The organism is Mesorhizobium sp. L103C119B0 (assembly GCF_000502235.1).
Taxonomy (GTDB): domain Bacteria; phylum Pseudomonadota; class Alphaproteobacteria; order Rhizobiales; family Rhizobiaceae; genus Mesorhizobium.
This window is the reverse complement of the sequence record NZ_AYXE01000011.1, coordinates 41,526-57,988: the sequence shown is the minus strand read 5'-3', so window position 1 is coordinate 57,988 and position 16,463 is coordinate 41,526. Positions and strand designations below refer to the sequence as shown.

The 16,463-nt window shown below is 62.1% G+C and carries 18 protein-coding genes; 1 reads left to right on the top strand and 17 read right to left on the bottom strand.

Going from position 1 to position 16,463, the window contains the following annotated elements:
• The 13 genes from X728_RS147840 to X728_RS147900 all read right to left on the bottom strand — a co-directional run bounded on the left by X728_RS147840 (position 1) and on the right by X728_RS147900 (position 12,910).
• A complete protein-coding gene (locus X728_RS147840) occupies positions 1–867 on the bottom strand; it encodes a sugar ABC transporter permease (protein WP_023712374.1) in 867 nt (288 codons plus the stop codon).
• Entirely contained in the window at positions 868–1,959 is a 1,092-nt protein-coding gene (locus X728_RS147845) for an ABC transporter ATP-binding protein (protein ID WP_023684651.1), read from the bottom strand. It lies immediately after the preceding gene.
• A gap of 10 nt (positions 1,960–1,969) precedes the next feature.
• The gene (locus X728_RS147850) at positions 1,970–3,049 is read right to left on the bottom strand and encodes an ABC transporter ATP-binding protein (protein WP_023670973.1); all 1,080 of its coding nucleotides are present in this window, start codon (positions 3,047–3,049) and stop codon (positions 1,970–1,972) included.
• 38 nt (positions 3,050–3,087) lie between these two features.
• A complete protein-coding gene (glpD, locus tag X728_RS147855; protein ID WP_023712375.1) occupies positions 3,088–4,608 on the bottom strand; it encodes a glycerol-3-phosphate dehydrogenase in 1,521 nt (506 codons plus the stop codon).
• Between the two features lie 117 nt (positions 4,609–4,725).
• Positions 4,726–5,493 (bottom strand): DeoR/GlpR family DNA-binding transcription regulator, encoded by a 768-nt coding sequence (locus X728_RS147860; protein WP_023670971.1) that lies wholly within the window; start codon positions 5,491–5,493, stop codon positions 4,726–4,728.
• Positions 5,494–5,608: 115 nt separating this feature from the next.
• Positions 5,609–6,055 carry a hypothetical protein gene (locus tag X728_RS147865; protein ID WP_023684648.1) on the bottom strand — a complete coding sequence of 149 codons (447 nt, stop codon included), beginning with the start codon at positions 6,053–6,055 and terminating at the stop codon, positions 5,609–5,611.
• A gap of 14 nt (positions 6,056–6,069) precedes the next feature.
• Positions 6,070–7,485: a pyridoxal-dependent decarboxylase gene (locus tag X728_RS147870; protein ID WP_023832073.1), complete on the bottom strand. Its 1,416-nt coding sequence runs from the start codon at positions 7,483–7,485 to the stop codon at positions 6,070–6,072.
• Positions 7,486–7,571: 86 nt separating this feature from the next.
• Positions 7,572–8,303 (bottom strand): peptidase, encoded by a 732-nt coding sequence (locus tag X728_RS147875; RefSeq protein WP_023684646.1) that lies wholly within the window; start codon positions 8,301–8,303, stop codon positions 7,572–7,574.
• Between the two features lie 32 nt (positions 8,304–8,335).
• Positions 8,336–9,130 (bottom strand): transglutaminase family protein, encoded by a 795-nt coding sequence (locus tag X728_RS147880; protein WP_023684645.1) that lies wholly within the window; start codon positions 9,128–9,130, stop codon positions 8,336–8,338.
• 85 nt (positions 9,131–9,215) lie between these two features.
• Positions 9,216–10,157: an alpha-E domain-containing protein gene (locus X728_RS147885; protein ID WP_023670965.1), complete on the bottom strand. Its 942-nt coding sequence runs from the start codon at positions 10,155–10,157 to the stop codon at positions 9,216–9,218.
• A gap of 150 nt (positions 10,158–10,307) precedes the next feature.
• Positions 10,308–11,720 carry a circularly permuted type 2 ATP-grasp protein gene (locus tag X728_RS147890; RefSeq protein WP_023832072.1) on the bottom strand — a complete coding sequence of 471 codons (1,413 nt, stop codon included), beginning with the start codon at positions 11,718–11,720 and terminating at the stop codon, positions 10,308–10,310.
• A 273-nt stretch (positions 11,721–11,993) separates the two neighbouring features.
• On the bottom strand, positions 11,994–12,230 hold the full coding sequence (locus X728_RS147895) for an Lrp/AsnC family transcriptional regulator (protein ID WP_023670963.1): 237 nt from the start codon (positions 12,228–12,230) through the stop codon (positions 11,994–11,996).
• A 68-nt stretch (positions 12,231–12,298) separates the two neighbouring features.
• Positions 12,299–12,910, bottom strand: coding sequence for a DsbA family protein (locus X728_RS147900; protein ID WP_023832071.1), 612 nt, complete (start codon positions 12,908–12,910; stop codon positions 12,299–12,301).
• Between the two features lie 193 nt (positions 12,911–13,103).
• Here X728_RS147900 and X728_RS147905 point away from each other — a divergent pair, with 193 nt between their 5' ends.
• The gene (locus X728_RS147905) at positions 13,104–13,526 is read left to right on the top strand and encodes a DUF4864 domain-containing protein (protein ID WP_023684643.1); all 423 of its coding nucleotides are present in this window, start codon (positions 13,104–13,106) and stop codon (positions 13,524–13,526) included.
• A gap of 7 nt (positions 13,527–13,533) precedes the next feature.
• On the opposite strand, the gene tgt is transcribed toward X728_RS147905, so the two are convergent.
• From tgt to X728_RS147925, 4 genes are read right to left on the bottom strand one after another with little or no spacing between them, the layout of a single operon-like run.
• Positions 13,534–14,664 (bottom strand): tRNA guanosine(34) transglycosylase Tgt, encoded by a 1,131-nt coding sequence (tgt, locus tag X728_RS147910; RefSeq protein ID WP_023726678.1) that lies wholly within the window; start codon positions 14,662–14,664, stop codon positions 13,534–13,536.
• Entirely contained in the window at positions 14,657–14,926 is a 270-nt protein-coding gene (locus X728_RS147915) for a hypothetical protein (RefSeq protein ID WP_023832070.1), read from the bottom strand. The genes tgt and X728_RS147915 overlap by 8 nt, the downstream gene beginning before the upstream one ends.
• A complete protein-coding gene (gene queA, locus X728_RS147920) occupies positions 14,916–16,004 on the bottom strand; it encodes a tRNA preQ1(34) S-adenosylmethionine ribosyltransferase-isomerase QueA (RefSeq protein WP_023832069.1) in 1,089 nt (362 codons plus the stop codon). The genes X728_RS147915 and queA overlap by 11 nt, the downstream gene beginning before the upstream one ends.
• Complete coding sequence (locus X728_RS147925; RefSeq protein ID WP_023706196.1) at positions 16,004–16,453, bottom strand: DMT family transporter; 450 nt, start codon at positions 16,451–16,453, stop codon at positions 16,004–16,006. Before X728_RS147925 ends, queA begins: the two co-directional genes overlap by 1 nt.
• Positions 16,454–16,463: the final 10 nt, after the last annotated feature.

The following is a 16,463-nucleotide window of genomic DNA, read 5'->3' as shown; positions in this document are numbered from 1 at the left end:
TCAGCGCTCCGCGTCGTAGTTGGTCATCACGGTGTAGAACACCCACGACAACAACAGGATGATCAGGAAGTAGACCAGCGACATGGCGGCCGCCGGACCGAGGTCGAACTGGCCGAGCGCGGTCTTGACGAGGTCGATCGACAGGAACGTGGTCGAGTTGCCGGGGCCGCCGCCGGTGACGACGAAGGGCTCGGTGTAGATCATGAAGCTATCCATGAAGCGCAACAGCACGGCGATCAAAAGCACACGCTGCATCTTCGGCAGCTGGATATAACGGAACACCGCCCAGCGCGAGGCGCCGTCGATCTTGGCCGCCTGGTAGAAGGCATCCGGGATCGAAACCAGGCCGGCATAGCAGAGCAGCACGACAAGGCTGGTCCAGTGCCAGACGTCCATGATGATGATGGTGACCCAAGCGTCGAACGAATCCTGCACGTAATTGTAGTCGATGCCGAGCGCGTTGACGTAGTAGCCGAGCAGGCCGATGTCGTTGCGGCCGAAGACCTGCCAGATGGTGCCGACGACGTTCCACGGAATGAGCAGCGGCAACGACATAAGCACTAGGCAGACCGGCACGCCCCAGCCCTTCTTCGGCATGTTGAGCGCGATGAAGATGCCGAGCGGCACTTCGATGGCCAGGATGATGAAGGAGAAGATCAGGTTGCGCACCATCGCTTCCCAGAAGCGGCTGGACGACAGCAGTTCCTCGAACCACTGGGTGCCTGCCCAGAAGAAGACGTTGTTGCCGAAGGTGTCCTGCACCGAATAGTTGACGACCGTCATCAGCGGAATGACGGCCGAGAACGCCACCAGCACCAGCACCGGAAGCACCAGGAACCAGGCCTTGTTGTTCCAGGTCTTTTCCATCTATGCCCCCATCTCGACACGCCCCATCTCAACCAGCCAGGAATCGGCATAGATGTTGATGCCGGCCGGATCGAAACGAACCTTTGGGTCGGCCGGCACGCTCTCGTCCTCGCCGATGACGGCAGCGATCTCGCGGCCTTCGAGGCTGGCGCGCACCACCTTGTGGCGGCCGAGATCCTCGACCTTGCTGATTTTAACCGCCATGCCGTCACGGCCGAGCCTGACATATTCGGGGCGGATGCCGAGTTCGATGGCGCCGGAGCTCCCAGCGGCGGTCTTTGGCGCGCCGGGCAGCTCGATCCGCTGGCTGCCAATGGTCGCGGTCTTGCCGTCGATCGCCACCGGCATGACGTTCATGCCGGGCGAGCCGATGAAGTAACCGACGAATGTGTGGCGCGGGCGCTCGAACAATTCGGCCGGCGTGCCGATCTGGACGATGCCGCCATCATACATGACGACGACCTGGTCGGCGAAGGTCAGCGCCTCGGTCTGGTCATGGGTGACATAGACCATGGTGTAGCCGAAGCGGCGGTGCAGTTGCTTCAACTGCGAGCGCAGCACCCACTTCATGTGCGGATCGATAACCGTCAGCGGTTCGTCGAACAGGATGGCATTGACATCCGAGCGCACCAGGCCGCGGCCGAGCGAGATCTTCTGCTTCTGGTCGGCGGTCAGGCCCCTCGCCTTCTTCTTCGCCCACGACTCCAGGTCGATCATCTCCAGCGTCTCCCGCACCTTGCGGTCGACATCGGCCTCCGGCACGCCGCGGTTGCGCAGCGGGAAGGCCAGATTGTCGTAGACGGTCATGGTGTCGTAGATGACCGGGAACTGGAACACCTGCGCGATGTTGCGCTCCTGCGTCGACAGATTGGTGACGTCCTTGCCGTTGAACAGCAACTCACCGTGCGAGGGGTGCAGAAGTCCCGAAATGATGTTGAGCAGCGTGGTCTTGCCGCAACCCGAAGGCCCAAGCAGCGCATAGGCGCCGCCATCCTCGAATGTGTGGTGCACTTCCCGCAGCGCAAAATCGGCATCCTTCTGCGGATTGGGCAGGTAGGAGTGCCTGACATGGTTGACGTCGATGCGCGCCATCTCTTCCCCCTCAGGCCGCAAGCTTCGGCGCGGCGACGGCGCTGCCGTTGCTGTCGAAGACCATGATGTGGCGCGGATCGATAAACACCTCGATCTCGGCGTCGGGCTCGAAATCGCGGATGCCGTGGGTCAGCATGACCCAGCGCGCATCGGCAAAATCGAGATGGATGAAGCTTTCCGAGCCGGTGATCTCGGTGATCGTCACCTTGGCGCGCACAGGCACCGCGGCAGCGTTGGGCCGCTCGAGCGACAGATGATGCGGCTGGAAGCCGATCGTGTAGTTGGCGTCGGAAATGCCGGCGAGTTCGGCCGGTACCGGCAGCTTGACGCCGCCCTCGAGAAGGAAATCGGGACCTTTCTTGGCCAGCACGATGGTGTTGAGCGGCGGATCGGCAAAGGTTTTCGCCGTCACCAGGTCGATCGGCTTGCGGAAGACGTCGATGGTCGGCCCGAATTGGGTGATCCGCCCCTCGGACAGCGTCGCCGTATTGCCGCCGAGCAGCAAGGCTTCATGCGGCTCGGTCGTGGCGTAGACGAAAATAGTGCCGGCGGCGGCAAATATCTTGGGCAGTTCGGCGCGCAGCTCCTCGCGCAATTTGTAGTCGAGATTGGCGAGCGGCTCGTCGAGCAGCACCAGGCTGGCATTCTTGACGATGGCGCGGGCCAGCGCCGTACGCTGCTGCTGGCCGCCGGACAGGCTGAGCGGCGTGCGGTCGAGATAGGGTGTGAGCTTCAAAAGCCCTGCCGCGTTGCGGACTTCCTTGTCGATCTTGGCCTGGTCGTTGCCGGCGACGCGCAACGGCGAGGCGATGTTCTCGTAGACGGTCATCGCGGGGTAGTTGATGAACTGCTGATAGACCATGGCGATCTTGCGCTGCTGCACCGGCATGCCGGTGACATTCTGGCCGTCGAACCAGACTGAACCGGTGGTCGGCACGTCGAGTCCGGCCATCAGCCGCATCAGACTGGTCTTGCCCGACAGTGTCGGCCCGAGCAAAACGTTGAGCGAGCCGTGCTGAAGCGTCAGCGACACGTCGCGGATATGCTCCACCGCGCCGACCATCTTCGTCACGTTTCTCAGTTCCAGCATGATGCCTCCTCCCAGGCTTTGTGCATCAATCGCCTTCCCTATTCCGCTGCCGCGACATGGCGCCGGCTGATGCCGCGCATGAATTCGTCAAGCGCCGAGGCCTGTTCGCGGCTGAGATGCAGACCCCGCTTGGTGCGACGCCACAATACATCTTCGGCGGTCAGCGCCCATTCGTTTTCGCTGAGGTAGCGTACCTCGGCCTCATAGAGATCGGCGCCGAAATTGCGGCCGAGATCGGCGTTCGACTTGGCAAGGCCGAGCAGCACTTGCGCGCGCGTGCCGTAAAGCCTGGTCAACCGACGCGCCAGGCGCTGGTCGAGGAAAGGATAGGCGCTCTTCAGCTTCGCCACCTGGACGTCGAAACCGGTGGCCGGGAAATCGCCGCCCGGCAAGGGCGCGTTCGCCGTCCACGGCTTGCCGCGCTTGCCGAGAAAACCTTCGACCTTTTCCAGCATCGATTCCGACAACCGGCGGTAGGTGGTGATCTTGCCGCCGAAAGCGTTGACGATCGGCGCCTTGCCCCCGCCGCCATCGGCTTTCAGCACATAGTCGCGGGTCGCTTCCTGCGCCTTCGAAGCGCCGTCGTCATAGAGCGGGCGCACGGCAGAATAGGTCCAGACGATATCGGGACGCGTCACGGCTTCAGCAAAATATTCGCTCGCCGCCGCGCAGAGATAGTCGATCTCGGTGTCGCTGATCTTCACGTCATGCGGATCGCCGGGATAGTCGCGATCGGTGGTGCCGATCAGCGTAAATTCTTCCTCGTAAGGGATGGCGAAGATGATGCGCCCGTCCTTGTTCTGGAAGAAGTAGGCGCGCGGATCATCGAACTTCTTTTTGATGACGATATGACTGCCCTGCACCAGGCGCACATTGTGCACGTCGTTCTGGCCCACGGTGGTCGACAGGACGTGGTCGACCCACGGACCGGCGGCATTGACCAGCAGCCGGGCCTTGACCTCCTCTGCCTCTCCCGTCTGCACGTCTTCCACGCGGATCGCCCACAGATCGCCTTCGCGCCGCGCCCCGACGACTTTCGTGCGGGTGCGGATGGTGGCGCCGCGGTCGGCGGCGTCACGCGCGTTCAATGCCACCAGCCGGGCATCGTTGACCCAGCCGTCCGAGTACTCGAAAGCCTTGTGAAACAGCGGCTTCAGCGGCTTGCCCGCCGGATCCTTGGACATGTCCAGTGTCCGGGTCGCCGGCAGCAATTTGCGGCCACCAATATGATCGTAGAGGAACAGGCCGAGCCGGATCAGCCAGGCCGGGCGCAGGCCCTTGGCGTAGGGCAGCACGAAGCGCATCGGCCAGATGATGTGCGGCGCGTTCTTCCACAGAACCTCGCGCTCCATCAGCGCCTCGCGCACCAGCCGGAACTCGTAGAATTCGAGGTAGCGCAGACCGCCGTGGATCAGCTTGGTCGAGCCGGAGGAGGTTCCGCTGGCAAGATCGTTCATCTCGGCCAGAAATACCGAAAAGCCCCGCCCAACGGCGTCGCGGGCGATGCCGCAGCCATTGATGCCGCCACCGATGACGAAGATGTCACGGACTGCGTCCACAAATCCCTCCCGCGATTTCGCATTGCAGCATTTTTGAGTTGTTACGAAACCGTATCGGGATTATTTCGAAATAAGAACGAATGTCAAACGAAATGTAACGGGACCGTGATCGATAGCCTAGCCGAGCGACGTTTCGATCAATTGAACCTCCGCTTCCTCGCAGATCTTACGCACCGACGGGATGTCGCAACGGTCGGTGATGAAGGTGTTGACTTGCGAGAGATGGCCGATGCGAACCGGCGCGGTGCGTTCGAACTTGGTCTGGTCGGAGACCAGGATGACATGCCTGGCATTGGCGATAATGGCTTGCGCCACTTTCACTTCGCGAAAGTCGAAATCGAGCAACGCGCCGTCATGGTCGATGGCCGAGGCGCCGATCACTGCATAGTCGACCTTGAACTGCCTGATGAAATCGACCGCGGCCTCGCCGACAACGCCGCCGTCGGAGCCACGCACGACGCCGCCGGCGATTACCACCTCGATCGAAGGATAGATGCGCATCCTGTTGGCAACATTGATATTATTGGTGATGACCATCAGCCCGGTATGGTCGAGCAGCGCCTTGCTGACCGACTCGGTCGTGGTGCCGATGTTGATGAACAGGGAGGCGTTGTCGGGTATCAGCCTGGCCGCCGCGCGGCCGATGGCCTCCTTCTCGTCGGCGGCAATCTTGCGGCGCGCCTCATACTCCATGTTCTCGATGCCGGACGGGAACAGGGCCCCGCCATGGATGCGCGTCAGCAGCCGCTGGTCGCAGAGATCGTTGAGGTCCTTGCGGATGGTCTGTGGCGTCACGTTGAAATGCGTGGCGAGGTCATCGACCAGCACACGGCCATGGTCCTTCGCCATCTGGATGATTTCGGCATGGCGCGGCGACAAATACACTGAGAACCTCCCGTTTTCGTTTTTCTTGTTTGTAGCTGAAAACGAAAGCAATGAAAAGGGAGACGCCGGCTAATGAAATATCGATGATTGCAAAGGCGAACCGGGCAGATACGGCTCAGACCCGCTCCGCCACCTTGCGGGTGACAGCCGCGACTTTACCTGGCGAGCGGATCATCAGGAAATTGCCGGACCAGTATCCCGGGATTCGCCAAGTGCCTTTGATCTCGGTTGCATCACCGTTGATGATGCCGCTGTAGTGAATCGGGTGCGCCTTCAATTGGGCCTTGTCGTATGTCTTGGTAAAGGAGACGGCGTTGCCCTCTCGCTGCCCCTGCAGGCTTGCGTATCTTGCCGTGCTGGTCGCCGCCGGTTCGTGGGTCATGCCCGTCAAGCTGGTTGCCGTTTCGATCAGCGTTGCAACGAAGGAAACCGGCGGCAGTTCGCGCGGATAGAAATAGCGCCCGCTCCAGACGCCCGTCAGATTCTGGCTAACCCCTTCAGCCCTTCCGGCCATATGCTTGCTCGCAGGTCCTTGCTGGCTTGCCCCGGCGGCGGCAACCACCCGGGCAATCCCTGTCAGTCCTTCGGGGATCTTGCACACTCGCAGATGACAGTGAAGGCGGTATCGACATCGGCCGCGGTTGTCTCGAACTGGCCTGCCTGGAAGCGGATGGCGACCCGCCCATCGACACGCGTCTGCGTCAGGTAGATACGGCCGTCATTGTTGATGGCGTCGACCAGACGCAGATTGTGCTCGTCGCAGTCAGCGCCGGATACGGCGCGATGCCGGAACGAGAACAGCGACAGCATCGGCTGGCTGGCGAGCTCGAAATCCTCCTCCTCGGCCAGGCGCGCTGCTATGCCTTCGCTCCAGGCGACGTGATTGCGGATCATGGTGCGCAGCGCCTCGAGGCCATGGGCGCGCAGCAGGAACCACAGCTTCAGCGCCCGGAAGCGACGGCCGAGAGGCACCGACCATTCGGAGTAGTTGATGATGCCGTCATGGCCGCGAGTTTTCAGATAGTCCGGCTTGATCGCCAGCGTGCGCACGAGATCCTCCGGCTGGCGGACGAACTGGATCGAGCAGTCGAATTGCGCGCCCAGCCATTTGTGCGGGTTGAAGACGATCGAGTCCGCGCCCTCGACACCGGTCCAGAAATGCCGGTATTCCGGACAGATCATCGCCGATCCGGCCCAGGCGGCGTCGATATGCAGATAGAGCCCCTGGCGTTTGGCCACCGCGGCCACTTCAGCGATGTCGTCGGTGCCGCCGGTGCTGGTGCCGCCGACGCACGCGATGATGCCGGCCGGCAATAGGCCGGCCGCGCGGTCGGCAACAATCGCCGCTTCCAAAGCCGCGGTATCCATGGCGCGGTAGGTGCCGGCGACGGGAATGCGGACGAGGTTGTCCTCGCCAATGCCGGCGACCCAGATGGCGCGGTCGATCGAGGTGTGCACCTGGTCGGAGGAATAGACGCGCAGCCTGCCCTGCCCGGAAAGGCCCTTCTTGTTGCCCTGCCAGTCGAGCGTGCGCTCGCGCATGGTCAGCACGGCGGCCAGCGTCGCCGACGACGCCGAATCCTGGATGACGCCGGAAAAGCCCTCGGGCAGGCCGAGCGCCTGGCGCATCCAGTCGACGATGCGTGTCTCAAGCTCTGTCGCCGCCGGCGAGGTCTGCCACAGCATGCACTGCGCGGCCATCGCAGAGACCAGATATTCGGCCACCACCGAGACGGGTGCTGCATTGGCCGGGAAATAAGCAAAGAAACGCGGATGCTGCCAATGCGTCATGCCGGGCACGATCTTGGCTTCGAAATCGGCGAAGATCGTCTCCATCGATTCCGCGGCCTCCGGCGGAGAAGCTTCGATGCTCCTGAAGATCTCGCCCGGCGCTATGGCAGGTCGTACGGGCCGATCGCGAAGGCCGGCGCGGTAATCAGCGCCCCAGTCGGCGGCGCGCGTCGACCAGTCGCGGAATTGCTCGTTGTCCATGGATCCTCCCGACGCGCCGATCAGCCAGCCGTGATTTTTATTAACATGTTAAATAGAGACAGGCAACCGCGACGAAGGTTCCCGCGCTACCCCGGAAAATCCGGCAGGCTGGCAAAGGCCGTCTTCAACGCGTTCGACCAGCCTTCGGAAATAGCACGATAATATCGATCGTCCTGGCCGATGCGCTTTTTCAAACCCACCGTGAACGTGTCCTCCTCCAGGAACAGCAGGTCGAGAGGCAGGCCGACGGACAGGTTCGATTTCAGCGTCGAATCGAACGATACCAGCAAGAGCTTGACCGTTTCAGCCAGGCTCATCGTCCTTTCATAGGCACGGATGATGATCGGCTTGCCGTATTTGGTCTCGCCGATCTGGAAGAACGGCGTGTCGTCGGTCGATTCGATGAAATTGCCCTCGGGATAGATCATGAACAGCCGTGGTGGGCTGCCCTTGATCTGGCCGCCGAGGATGAAGGAGGCGTTGAAATAGGAATCCGCCTTTTCGCCGGCAGGCGACGAGCTGGCGATGACTTCCTTGACGGTGTCGCCGACCAGCCGCACCGTCTGGTACATGGATGGGGTCTCGAGCAGCGTCGCGTGGCGTTCCGCCACCGCCTTGGTGCGCTCGTCGAGCAGGCTGACCACGGCCTGCGTCGTGGCCAGATTGCCGGCCGACATCAGTACGATGACGCGCTCGCCTGGCTCTTCCCAGACATGCATCTTCTTGAAAGTAGAGATCGAATCCATCCCGGCATTGGTGCGCGTGTCCGACATGAACACGAGCCCACGATCGATCTTGAGGCCGACGCAATAAGTCATGGAATCTCTTCAGGCAGCAATCTTGCCGGAGACTACTGCTCTACCGTGACGGTGACTGCAAGCTGTTCCTCCGCCTGTCCCAGTCGAATTCCCGACACCGGCGAGGCGTCGCGATAATCACGGCCGGTGGCTACCCTGACATAGCGTTCATCGGGGGAAATGCCGTTGGCGGCGTCGAAGGCGACCCAGCCGAGACCCTGAACATGGGCTTCGGCCCAGGCATGGCTTGCCGCCTGCTCGATCGCCGCATCCACCATCAGATAGCCACTGACATAGCGGGCCGGAAAACCCATGACGCGGGCTGCGGTGACAAAGATGTGGCTGTGATCCTGGCAAACGCCGGTCTTCAGCGCCAATGCCTCTTCCGCCGGGGTCGTCACGCTGGTGGTGCCCGGCGTGTAGGCGACGCGCTCGACGATCAGCGCCATCAGCCGATGCAGCCTTTCGATGTCGGTACCTTTGCCGACCGCCGCGGCAAGCTCGCTTATGCCCTCGCCCGGGATGGTCAAAGCTGTCTCCTGGCTGAACAGCCACAGCGGCGCAAAGCCTTGATGCGGACCCGAGACGCCCGCTGTGTCGCGCGTGACAACCTCGCCGGAGGCCTCGACGGTGATGAAGTCGCGCTCGCCCTCGACGCTCAACAGCCTGTTATCGTTGCCGAAATGGTCGTTAAAGCGGACTTCCTCGCGCGCGCCCTCGATCTTCAGCGCCCAGGACAGCACGGTCTGCGTCGGGCCACTGACCGGTAACAGGCGTAGCCGCTGCAACAGATAGTGCACCGGCGCGTCGTAGCGGTATTCGGTACGGTGGGTGATCTTGAGCCGCATGCCTATTTTCCGTTTGTAAGCATGATCTTATCCGAAAACCGGGTCTCACTCGTCGCTAGCGCGGTCCTCCGGTTCGCGATCATGCTCAATTGAACCGGTAATCTTGTGCGATCTCTTCGCCAAGCTTGGTGTTGTCTTGAATGAATCTGGCCAGGAATTCGTGCAGGCCGGTGTCGAATATGTCCTTGATCGACCCTGCCTGCAGCATCGCCTGTGTCCTGTCGACGGTGGCGTGGCAGGCATGACGGTCGCCATAATCGTCGCCGAGGAACTTCAGATGCTCGGCGAGAAAACGATAACAGAAGGTCAGCGAGCGCGGCATGCGCACATTGAGGATCAGATAGTCGGCAATGTTAGTCGGTTTGTAGTCGGCCTCATAGACCCAGCGATAGGAACGGTGCGCCGACACCGAGCGCAGGATCGATTCCCATTGGTAGTTGTCGAGGCTCGAGCCGACCCAGGAGATCGAGGGCAGCAGCACGTAGTATTTCACGTCGAGGATGCGTGCCGTGTTGTCGGCCCGCTCGACATAGGTGCCGAGTTGTGAGAAGTCGAAGATCTCGTTGCGCAGCATCGTGCCGTAGAACGAGCCGCGGATCAGCGCCGTCTCGCGTTTGATGGCGTCGAGCACACTCGGCAGGTCGCGCTCGTCGATCGGCTTTGCCAGCATGCGCTTCAGGGCCATCCAGGCTTCGTTGATGCTCTCCCAGGTCTCGCGCGTCAGCGCGGTGCGCACCATGCGGGCATTGTTGCGAGCGGTCTCGATCGCCGACATCGTGCTCGACGGGTTCGAGGTGTCGCGCAGCAGGAAGTCGGCGACATTGGCGGCGGTGTAGTCCTTGTATTTCTGCGTGAAGGTGACGTCGGAGCCGGCGCTGAGCAGCACCGAATTCCACTCTTCCGACGCGCTCTGGGTGCGGGTCAGCGCCATGCGAAGGCCGGCATCGACCAGACGCGCCATGTTTTCCGCCCGCTCGATATAACGGTTCATCCAGTAGAGCCCGTTGGCGGTGCGGCCGAGAAGCATGGCAAGACCCTTCGGACTAGTGAGTAGGGAATAGTGAGTAGGGATTAGTAAGCATTTGATTCTCTGTGGAATATGGCATTTCTTGTCCCTCTACTGCCTACTGCCTACTGCCTACTGCCTACTGCCTACTGCCTACTGTCTACTGTCTACCTAATCGTCCAACACCCACGTATCCTTCGTCCCGCCGCCTTGCGAGGAATTCACGACCAACGACCCCTCCTTCAGCGCCACCCGCGTCAAGCCGCCGGGAACGATCTGGATTCGGTCGGAGACCAGAACATAGGGCCTGAGATCGACATGGCGCGGCGACAGGCCTTTTTCGGTCAGGATCGGGCAAGTCGACAGCGCCAGCGTCGGCTGGGCGATGTAGTTGGAGGGCTTCGCCTGCAGCTTCTTGGCGAAATCCTGGCATTCCTTCTTGGTCGCAGCCGGGCCGACCAGCATGCCGTAGCCGCCGGAGCCGTGCACTTCCTTGATGACCAGCTCATGGATGTGTTCGAGCACGTATTTCAGGCTGTCGGGCTCCGAGCAGCGCCAGGTCGGGATGTTGCCGAGGATGGCTTTGCGGCCGGTGTAGAACTCGACGATGTCGGGCATGTAGGAATAAATCGCCTTGTCGTCGGCGATGCCGGTTCCCGGCGCGTTGGCGATGGTGATGTTGCCGGCGCGGTAGACGTCCATGATGCCGGGCACGCCAAGGGCCGAGTCCGGCCGGAAGGTCAGCGGATCGAGGAAGGAATCGTCGACGCGCCGGTAAAGCACGTCGATCTGCTTGTAGCCTTCGGTCGTGCGCATAGAGACGTGGCCGTCTACAACGCGCAGATCCTGGCCTTCGACCAGTTGCACGCCCATCTGGTCGGCGAGGAAGGCATGTTCGAAATAGGCTGAGTTGAAGCTGCCCGGTGTCAGCACGGCAATGGTCGGTGCACCCTTGGTGCTTTGCGGCCGCACTGCCGCCAGCGACTGGCGCAGCAATTGCGGATAATTCTCCACCGGCCGCACCTTGATCTGCTGGAACAGCTCGGGAAAGAGCTGCATCATCGTCTCGCGGTTCTCCAGCATGTAGGAGACGCCCGACGGCGTGCGCGCATTGTCCTCCAGCACGTAGAACTCGTTCTCGGAGATGCGGACGATATCGACGCCGATAATGTGGGTGTAGACGCCGGCCGGTGGCCGCACTCCGATCATTTCCGGCAGGAACGCCTCGTTCCTGGCGATCAGCTCCCTCGGCACGCGGCCGGCGCGCAGGATTTCCTGGCGGTGGTAAATGTCGTCGAGGAAAGCGTTCAGCGCCTGCACGCGCTGCTCGATGCCTTGCGTCAGCCTTCGCCATTCATTGCCGGAGATGATGCGCGGCACGATGTCGAAGGGGATCAGCCGCTCGGAGGCTTCCTGCTCGCCATAGACGGCGAAGGTAATGCCGGTCTTGCGGAAGACGCGCTCGGCGTCCTGCATCTTTTCGGTAAGCCTGGCCGGGTCCTGCTCCTTCAGCCAGCGGTCGTAAGCCGTATACGGTTGTCTAAGCCCGGAAACTTCCGGAAGCATTTCATCGAACGCTGCCAATCGCATACTCCCCTGTGACGCCATTTCACTGGCGTCGCCGGAGAAAATCAAGCGCAATCGGTGATTTGGAGGATATCGGCGATCAGTATGTTCCGACTGCCCAAAATTCGGGCAGTCGGAACAGGACCTTAATCAGGCTCTGCCTTGTCGCCGGGCAAGTGCCTGATGCGCTCTAGCAGTTCACCGTTTCATGGAAACGGCGACCTGCCATGGCTTTTTGCTTGACGCAATTCCGGACGGAAAACCGCTTCACATTTTTTTCCTGGAATTGCTTTAGAAAGCGCGGAAAGTGACGACCGTGAAGGTGTCCTTGATTCCGGGAATAATCTGCACCTTCTCGTTGACGAAGTGGCCGACATCTTCCTCGTCGTCGACGTAGAATTTGGCAAGCAGGTCGTAATTGCCGGCGGTCGAGTAGATTTCCGAGGCGATTTCGGCATCGGCGAGCGCGCTGGCGACCTCATAGGACTTGCCCAGATCGCACTTTATCTGCATGAAAAACGTCTTCATTGCCGGTCCCGATCAAGCTTCAGCACACAAGCGGCCCTTGTGGCAGACTGCCGCCCGGCTTTCAAGCATCAGGCCGAGCGCGCCTTGGCGACGGCTTGTCTCAGTTCGGACACCGGCATGCCGCGCCGATACAAGTTGCCGCCGATGACCAGGGCTGGCGTGCCGCGCAGCTTGAAAGCCGTCGCCTGGGCTTCGGTGCGGACAAGGGCAGCGTCGATGTCGGGTTCACGGATGGCGAGGTCGGCACGCACCATCGCCACATCGACACCGACGGAAGAAAGGATGTCGTTGGTGCGGCGTTCCGAAAGGCCGCGCTGGTTGGTCATCAGCGCATCGACCGCCGCGGCATATTGTTCGCCGCTCAGCAGCGTCACCCGCGCCGCGTCGCGCGACACGTCGCCGAAGATCGGCCAGTCCTTCATCACAAGCCGGACGCCGTTGTCCGCTTCCATCAACTTCTTCAGTTCGACGAAGACGAGCTTGCAGATCGGGCATTGATAGTCGACGAATTCGGCGATGGTGACGTCGCCATCGGGGTTGCCGAGCGCTGGAATGGCGGGATCGAAGGCGACTTCCGTGACGGTCGGCCCGGTGCTTGCCCAGGCGGGCAAGGGAGCCAAAACTGCGAGGCTTGCCGCGCCCTTCAGCAAAAGGCGCCGGTCGATCGGCTGCTTGAACATGGTCGTCCCCTGGTTGCGCGAACGGGTCCCCACCCGTCCCTACGATGCGCGCCCCGCGTTAAAGGAGGCTTAAGCATGATCATGTGGCACTTGCGTGGCGAATATTGCGGTTGCTGAAACCGTGAGGCTCCGCAAACCGTATGGTATGATGCGTCCCGGGACAGGTTTTGTTGGGGGACAATGGAGACAGGCCATGCGCCGCACCGCATTCGCAGTTGTTTCATTGCTGTTCGCGTTGTTCGTCTCGGCAGCCCTTGCCGGCGACGCCGAAGTCAAGGCCGGCCAGGCCGTCATCGATGGTCAGTTGAAGGCGCTCATCGCCAATGATGGCGCCAAGGCGTACAGTTTCGCCGCTCCAAATGTGAAGCGCATCTTTCCGACCGTCGACACCTTCATGAACATGGTGACCAACGGCTATCCGCCGGTGCGCCAGCCGCAGAGCTATTCCTTCGGCAAGGTCGAGCAGATGGGGCCAACTTCTCTAATCCAGCAAGTGCTGATCGTTGGGCCCGACGGCAAGGACTATGAGGCGGTCTACACGCTGGAACAGCAGCCCGACGGCAGCTTTCAAATCACCGGCTGCAGCTTGCGCGCAGCGAATTCGCTCAGTACCTGAGGCCCGGCTACAGCACCGGAATATCACCCCTCGCCCATGCCTCGGAAATCTCAGCCGTGCGCGCCTCAAAGGCCCGGGCCTCGATCGCGGCGCGAATGTCCTGCATCAGCTTCTGATAGTAGGACAGGTTGTTCCAGGTCAGAAGCATCGCCCCCAGCGCCTCTTGCGAGCGCACGAGATGGTGCAGATAGGCGCGTGAGTAGTCGCGCGCGGCCGGGCAGTCGCTCTCCTCATCCAGCGGCCGCGGATCGTCCGCGTGGCGGGCATTCCTGAGATTGACCTTGCCGCGCCTGGTATAAGCCAGGCCATGGCGGCCGGCGCGGGTCGGCATGACGCAGTCGAACATGTCGATGCCGCGCGCCACCGATTTCACGATGTCGTCCGGCGTGCCGACGCCCATGAGATATCGAGGCTTGTCGTCAGGCAATTCCGGACAGGTGATCTCCAGCATATCCAGCATCACCGCTTGCGGTTCGCCGACGGCCAGGCCGCCGACCGCATAGCCCTTCAGCTCCATCGCGCTCAGCGCCTGCGCCGAACGCACCCTGAGAGCTGCGTTGTCGCCACCCTGGACGATGCCGAACATCGCCTTGCCGGGCTGATCGCCGAACGCTGTCTTGCAGCGCTCGGCCCAGCGCAGCGACAGCTCCATCGCGCGCTCGATCTGCTTGAGGTCGGCCGGCAGCGCTGTGCATTCGTCGAGCTGCATCTGGATGTCGGAATCGAGCAGGCCCTGGATCTCGATCGAGCGCTCCGGCGACATCTCGTAGGCAGCGCCGTCAATGTGCGAGCGAAAGGTGACGCCCTTCTCGGTCAATTTTCTGAGCTTCGACAGCGACATGACCTGAAAACCGCCACTGTCGGTCAGGATCGGCTGCGGCCAGCGGGCGAATTCATGCAACCCACCAAGCCGCGCCACGCGCTCGGCGCCGGGGCGCAGCATCAGATGATAGGTATTGCCCAGGATGATGTCGGCGCCGACGCCGCGCACCTGGTCCATATACATGGCCTTGACCGTGCCGCCGGTGCCGACCGGCATGAAGGCCGGCGTGCGGATTTCGCCGCGCGGCATGGTGATGGAACCGCGCCGCGCCTTGCCGTCAGTGGCGAGGATCTTGAAGGTGAATGTCTCAGCCATTGAATTCCTTGTCATGGCCGGGCGCGCCTGGCGCCTGCCTGTCGAGCGACTGCCGGTAGTGGATGCAGCCGCGCATAAATCTCGGCCAGGGCGGCACGGCAATCGATGGATCGGTCCTTTCCGGCAGCAGATCCCACAGGTTGGGGTGATGCCAGCACAAATCGTGGCCGTTGGCATCGCGATGCTGGCGAATGCCGGCACGCAATTTCTTCACTTCGGCGATCAGGCTCTCGCGATCAAAAGCTTGCAGGTCATCGTCCATCGCTCATCTCCGCTCGATAAAGCAGGCTTGCGTCTCCGTAGGAGTAGAATCTGTAATCGTTCCCGATGGCATGCGCATAGGCCGCGCGCATTGTATCGAGGCCGCTGAAGGCCGTAACCAGCATGAACAGCGTCGAACGCGGCAGATGGAAATTGGTCATCAGCAGGTCGGCGGTCTTGAACCGATAGCCCGGCGTGATGAAGATGTCGGTCGGGCCGGACCAGGCGGTCAGCGAGCCATCAGGCCGTGCCGCGCTCTCCAGCAGGCGCAGCGAGGTCGTGCCGACAGCGATGATGCGCCCGCCCCGCGCCTTGGCGCCATTCAGAGCGTCGGCTGTTGCTTCGCTGACCGAGCCGGTCTCGGCATGCATCTTGTGGTCAGCGGTGTCGTCCGCCTTGACCGGCAGGAAGGTGCCGGCGCCGACATGCAAGGTGACGAAGCGGCGTTCGATGCCTTTAGCGTCGAGTGCTGCAAACAGTTCCGGCGTGAAATGCAGGCCGGCGGTGGGCGCTGCCACAGCACCTTCCTCTTTGGCATAGATGGTCTGGTAATCGGTCAGGTCGCGCGCGTCGTCGTCGCGCTTCGACGCGATATAGGGCGGCAGCGGGATGTGGCCGACGGCATGCAGCGCCTCGTCGAGAAACGGCCCCGACAGGTCGAAACCGAGCAGCACCTCGCCGGCCTCGCCCTTCTCGATCACCGTGGCGTCGAGTTGGCCGAGAAAACAGGAATTGCCGTCATGGCCGAAATGGATGCGGTCGCCGGCGGCGATGCGCTTGCCAGGCCGCATGAAGGCCAGCCAGCGGTCCGGCGCCATGCGCATATGCAGCGTGGCGTCGACCTGCGCCTGCGCTTCGCCGCGCCGCCTGATGCCTCTTAACTGGGCAGGAATGACCTTGGTGTCGTTGAAGACCAGAACATCGCCAGCCCTGAGCAAGGACGGAAGGTCGCCAACCGTGCGATCCGAAAGACCCTCGCCCGGCCTGACCACCAGCATTCTGGCGCTGTCGCGCGGCTCGGCCGGGCGAAGCGCGATGCGCTCCTCAGGCAGGTCGAAGTCGAAGAGGTCGACGCGCATCAGTAGAGCCGGACGAGCAGCGCTCCGGCCAAGAGCAGCAACGCGCCGGCGATGCGGCCGAGCGAAATCTCGCGCACCGCCACGCCGAGGAAGCCGACGCGATCGATCAGCATGCCGGCCAGCAACTGGCCGGCAACCAGGAACGCCATCAGCGCGGCCGCACCAATGCGCGGCGTAAGAATGGTCGACAGCGTGACATAGAAACCGCCGAGCATGCCGCCGGCGATGAACAGCCAAGGCGCCGGCGCCTTCCAGTCGAGCGAGATGTCCTGCAGCCGCACAACGGCAATGGAGATGATACCAAGCACGATCGCGCCCGACAGGAACGAAAACGCAGCAGCCGCGACCGGGAGCCCCAGGCCGCGCGCCAGCTGCGAGTTGATCGGCGCCTGGACGGCGATGAAGGCGCCTGACAGGATGCCGAGCAGCGACCAGACCACGCCCATCATCGTCGTTTGT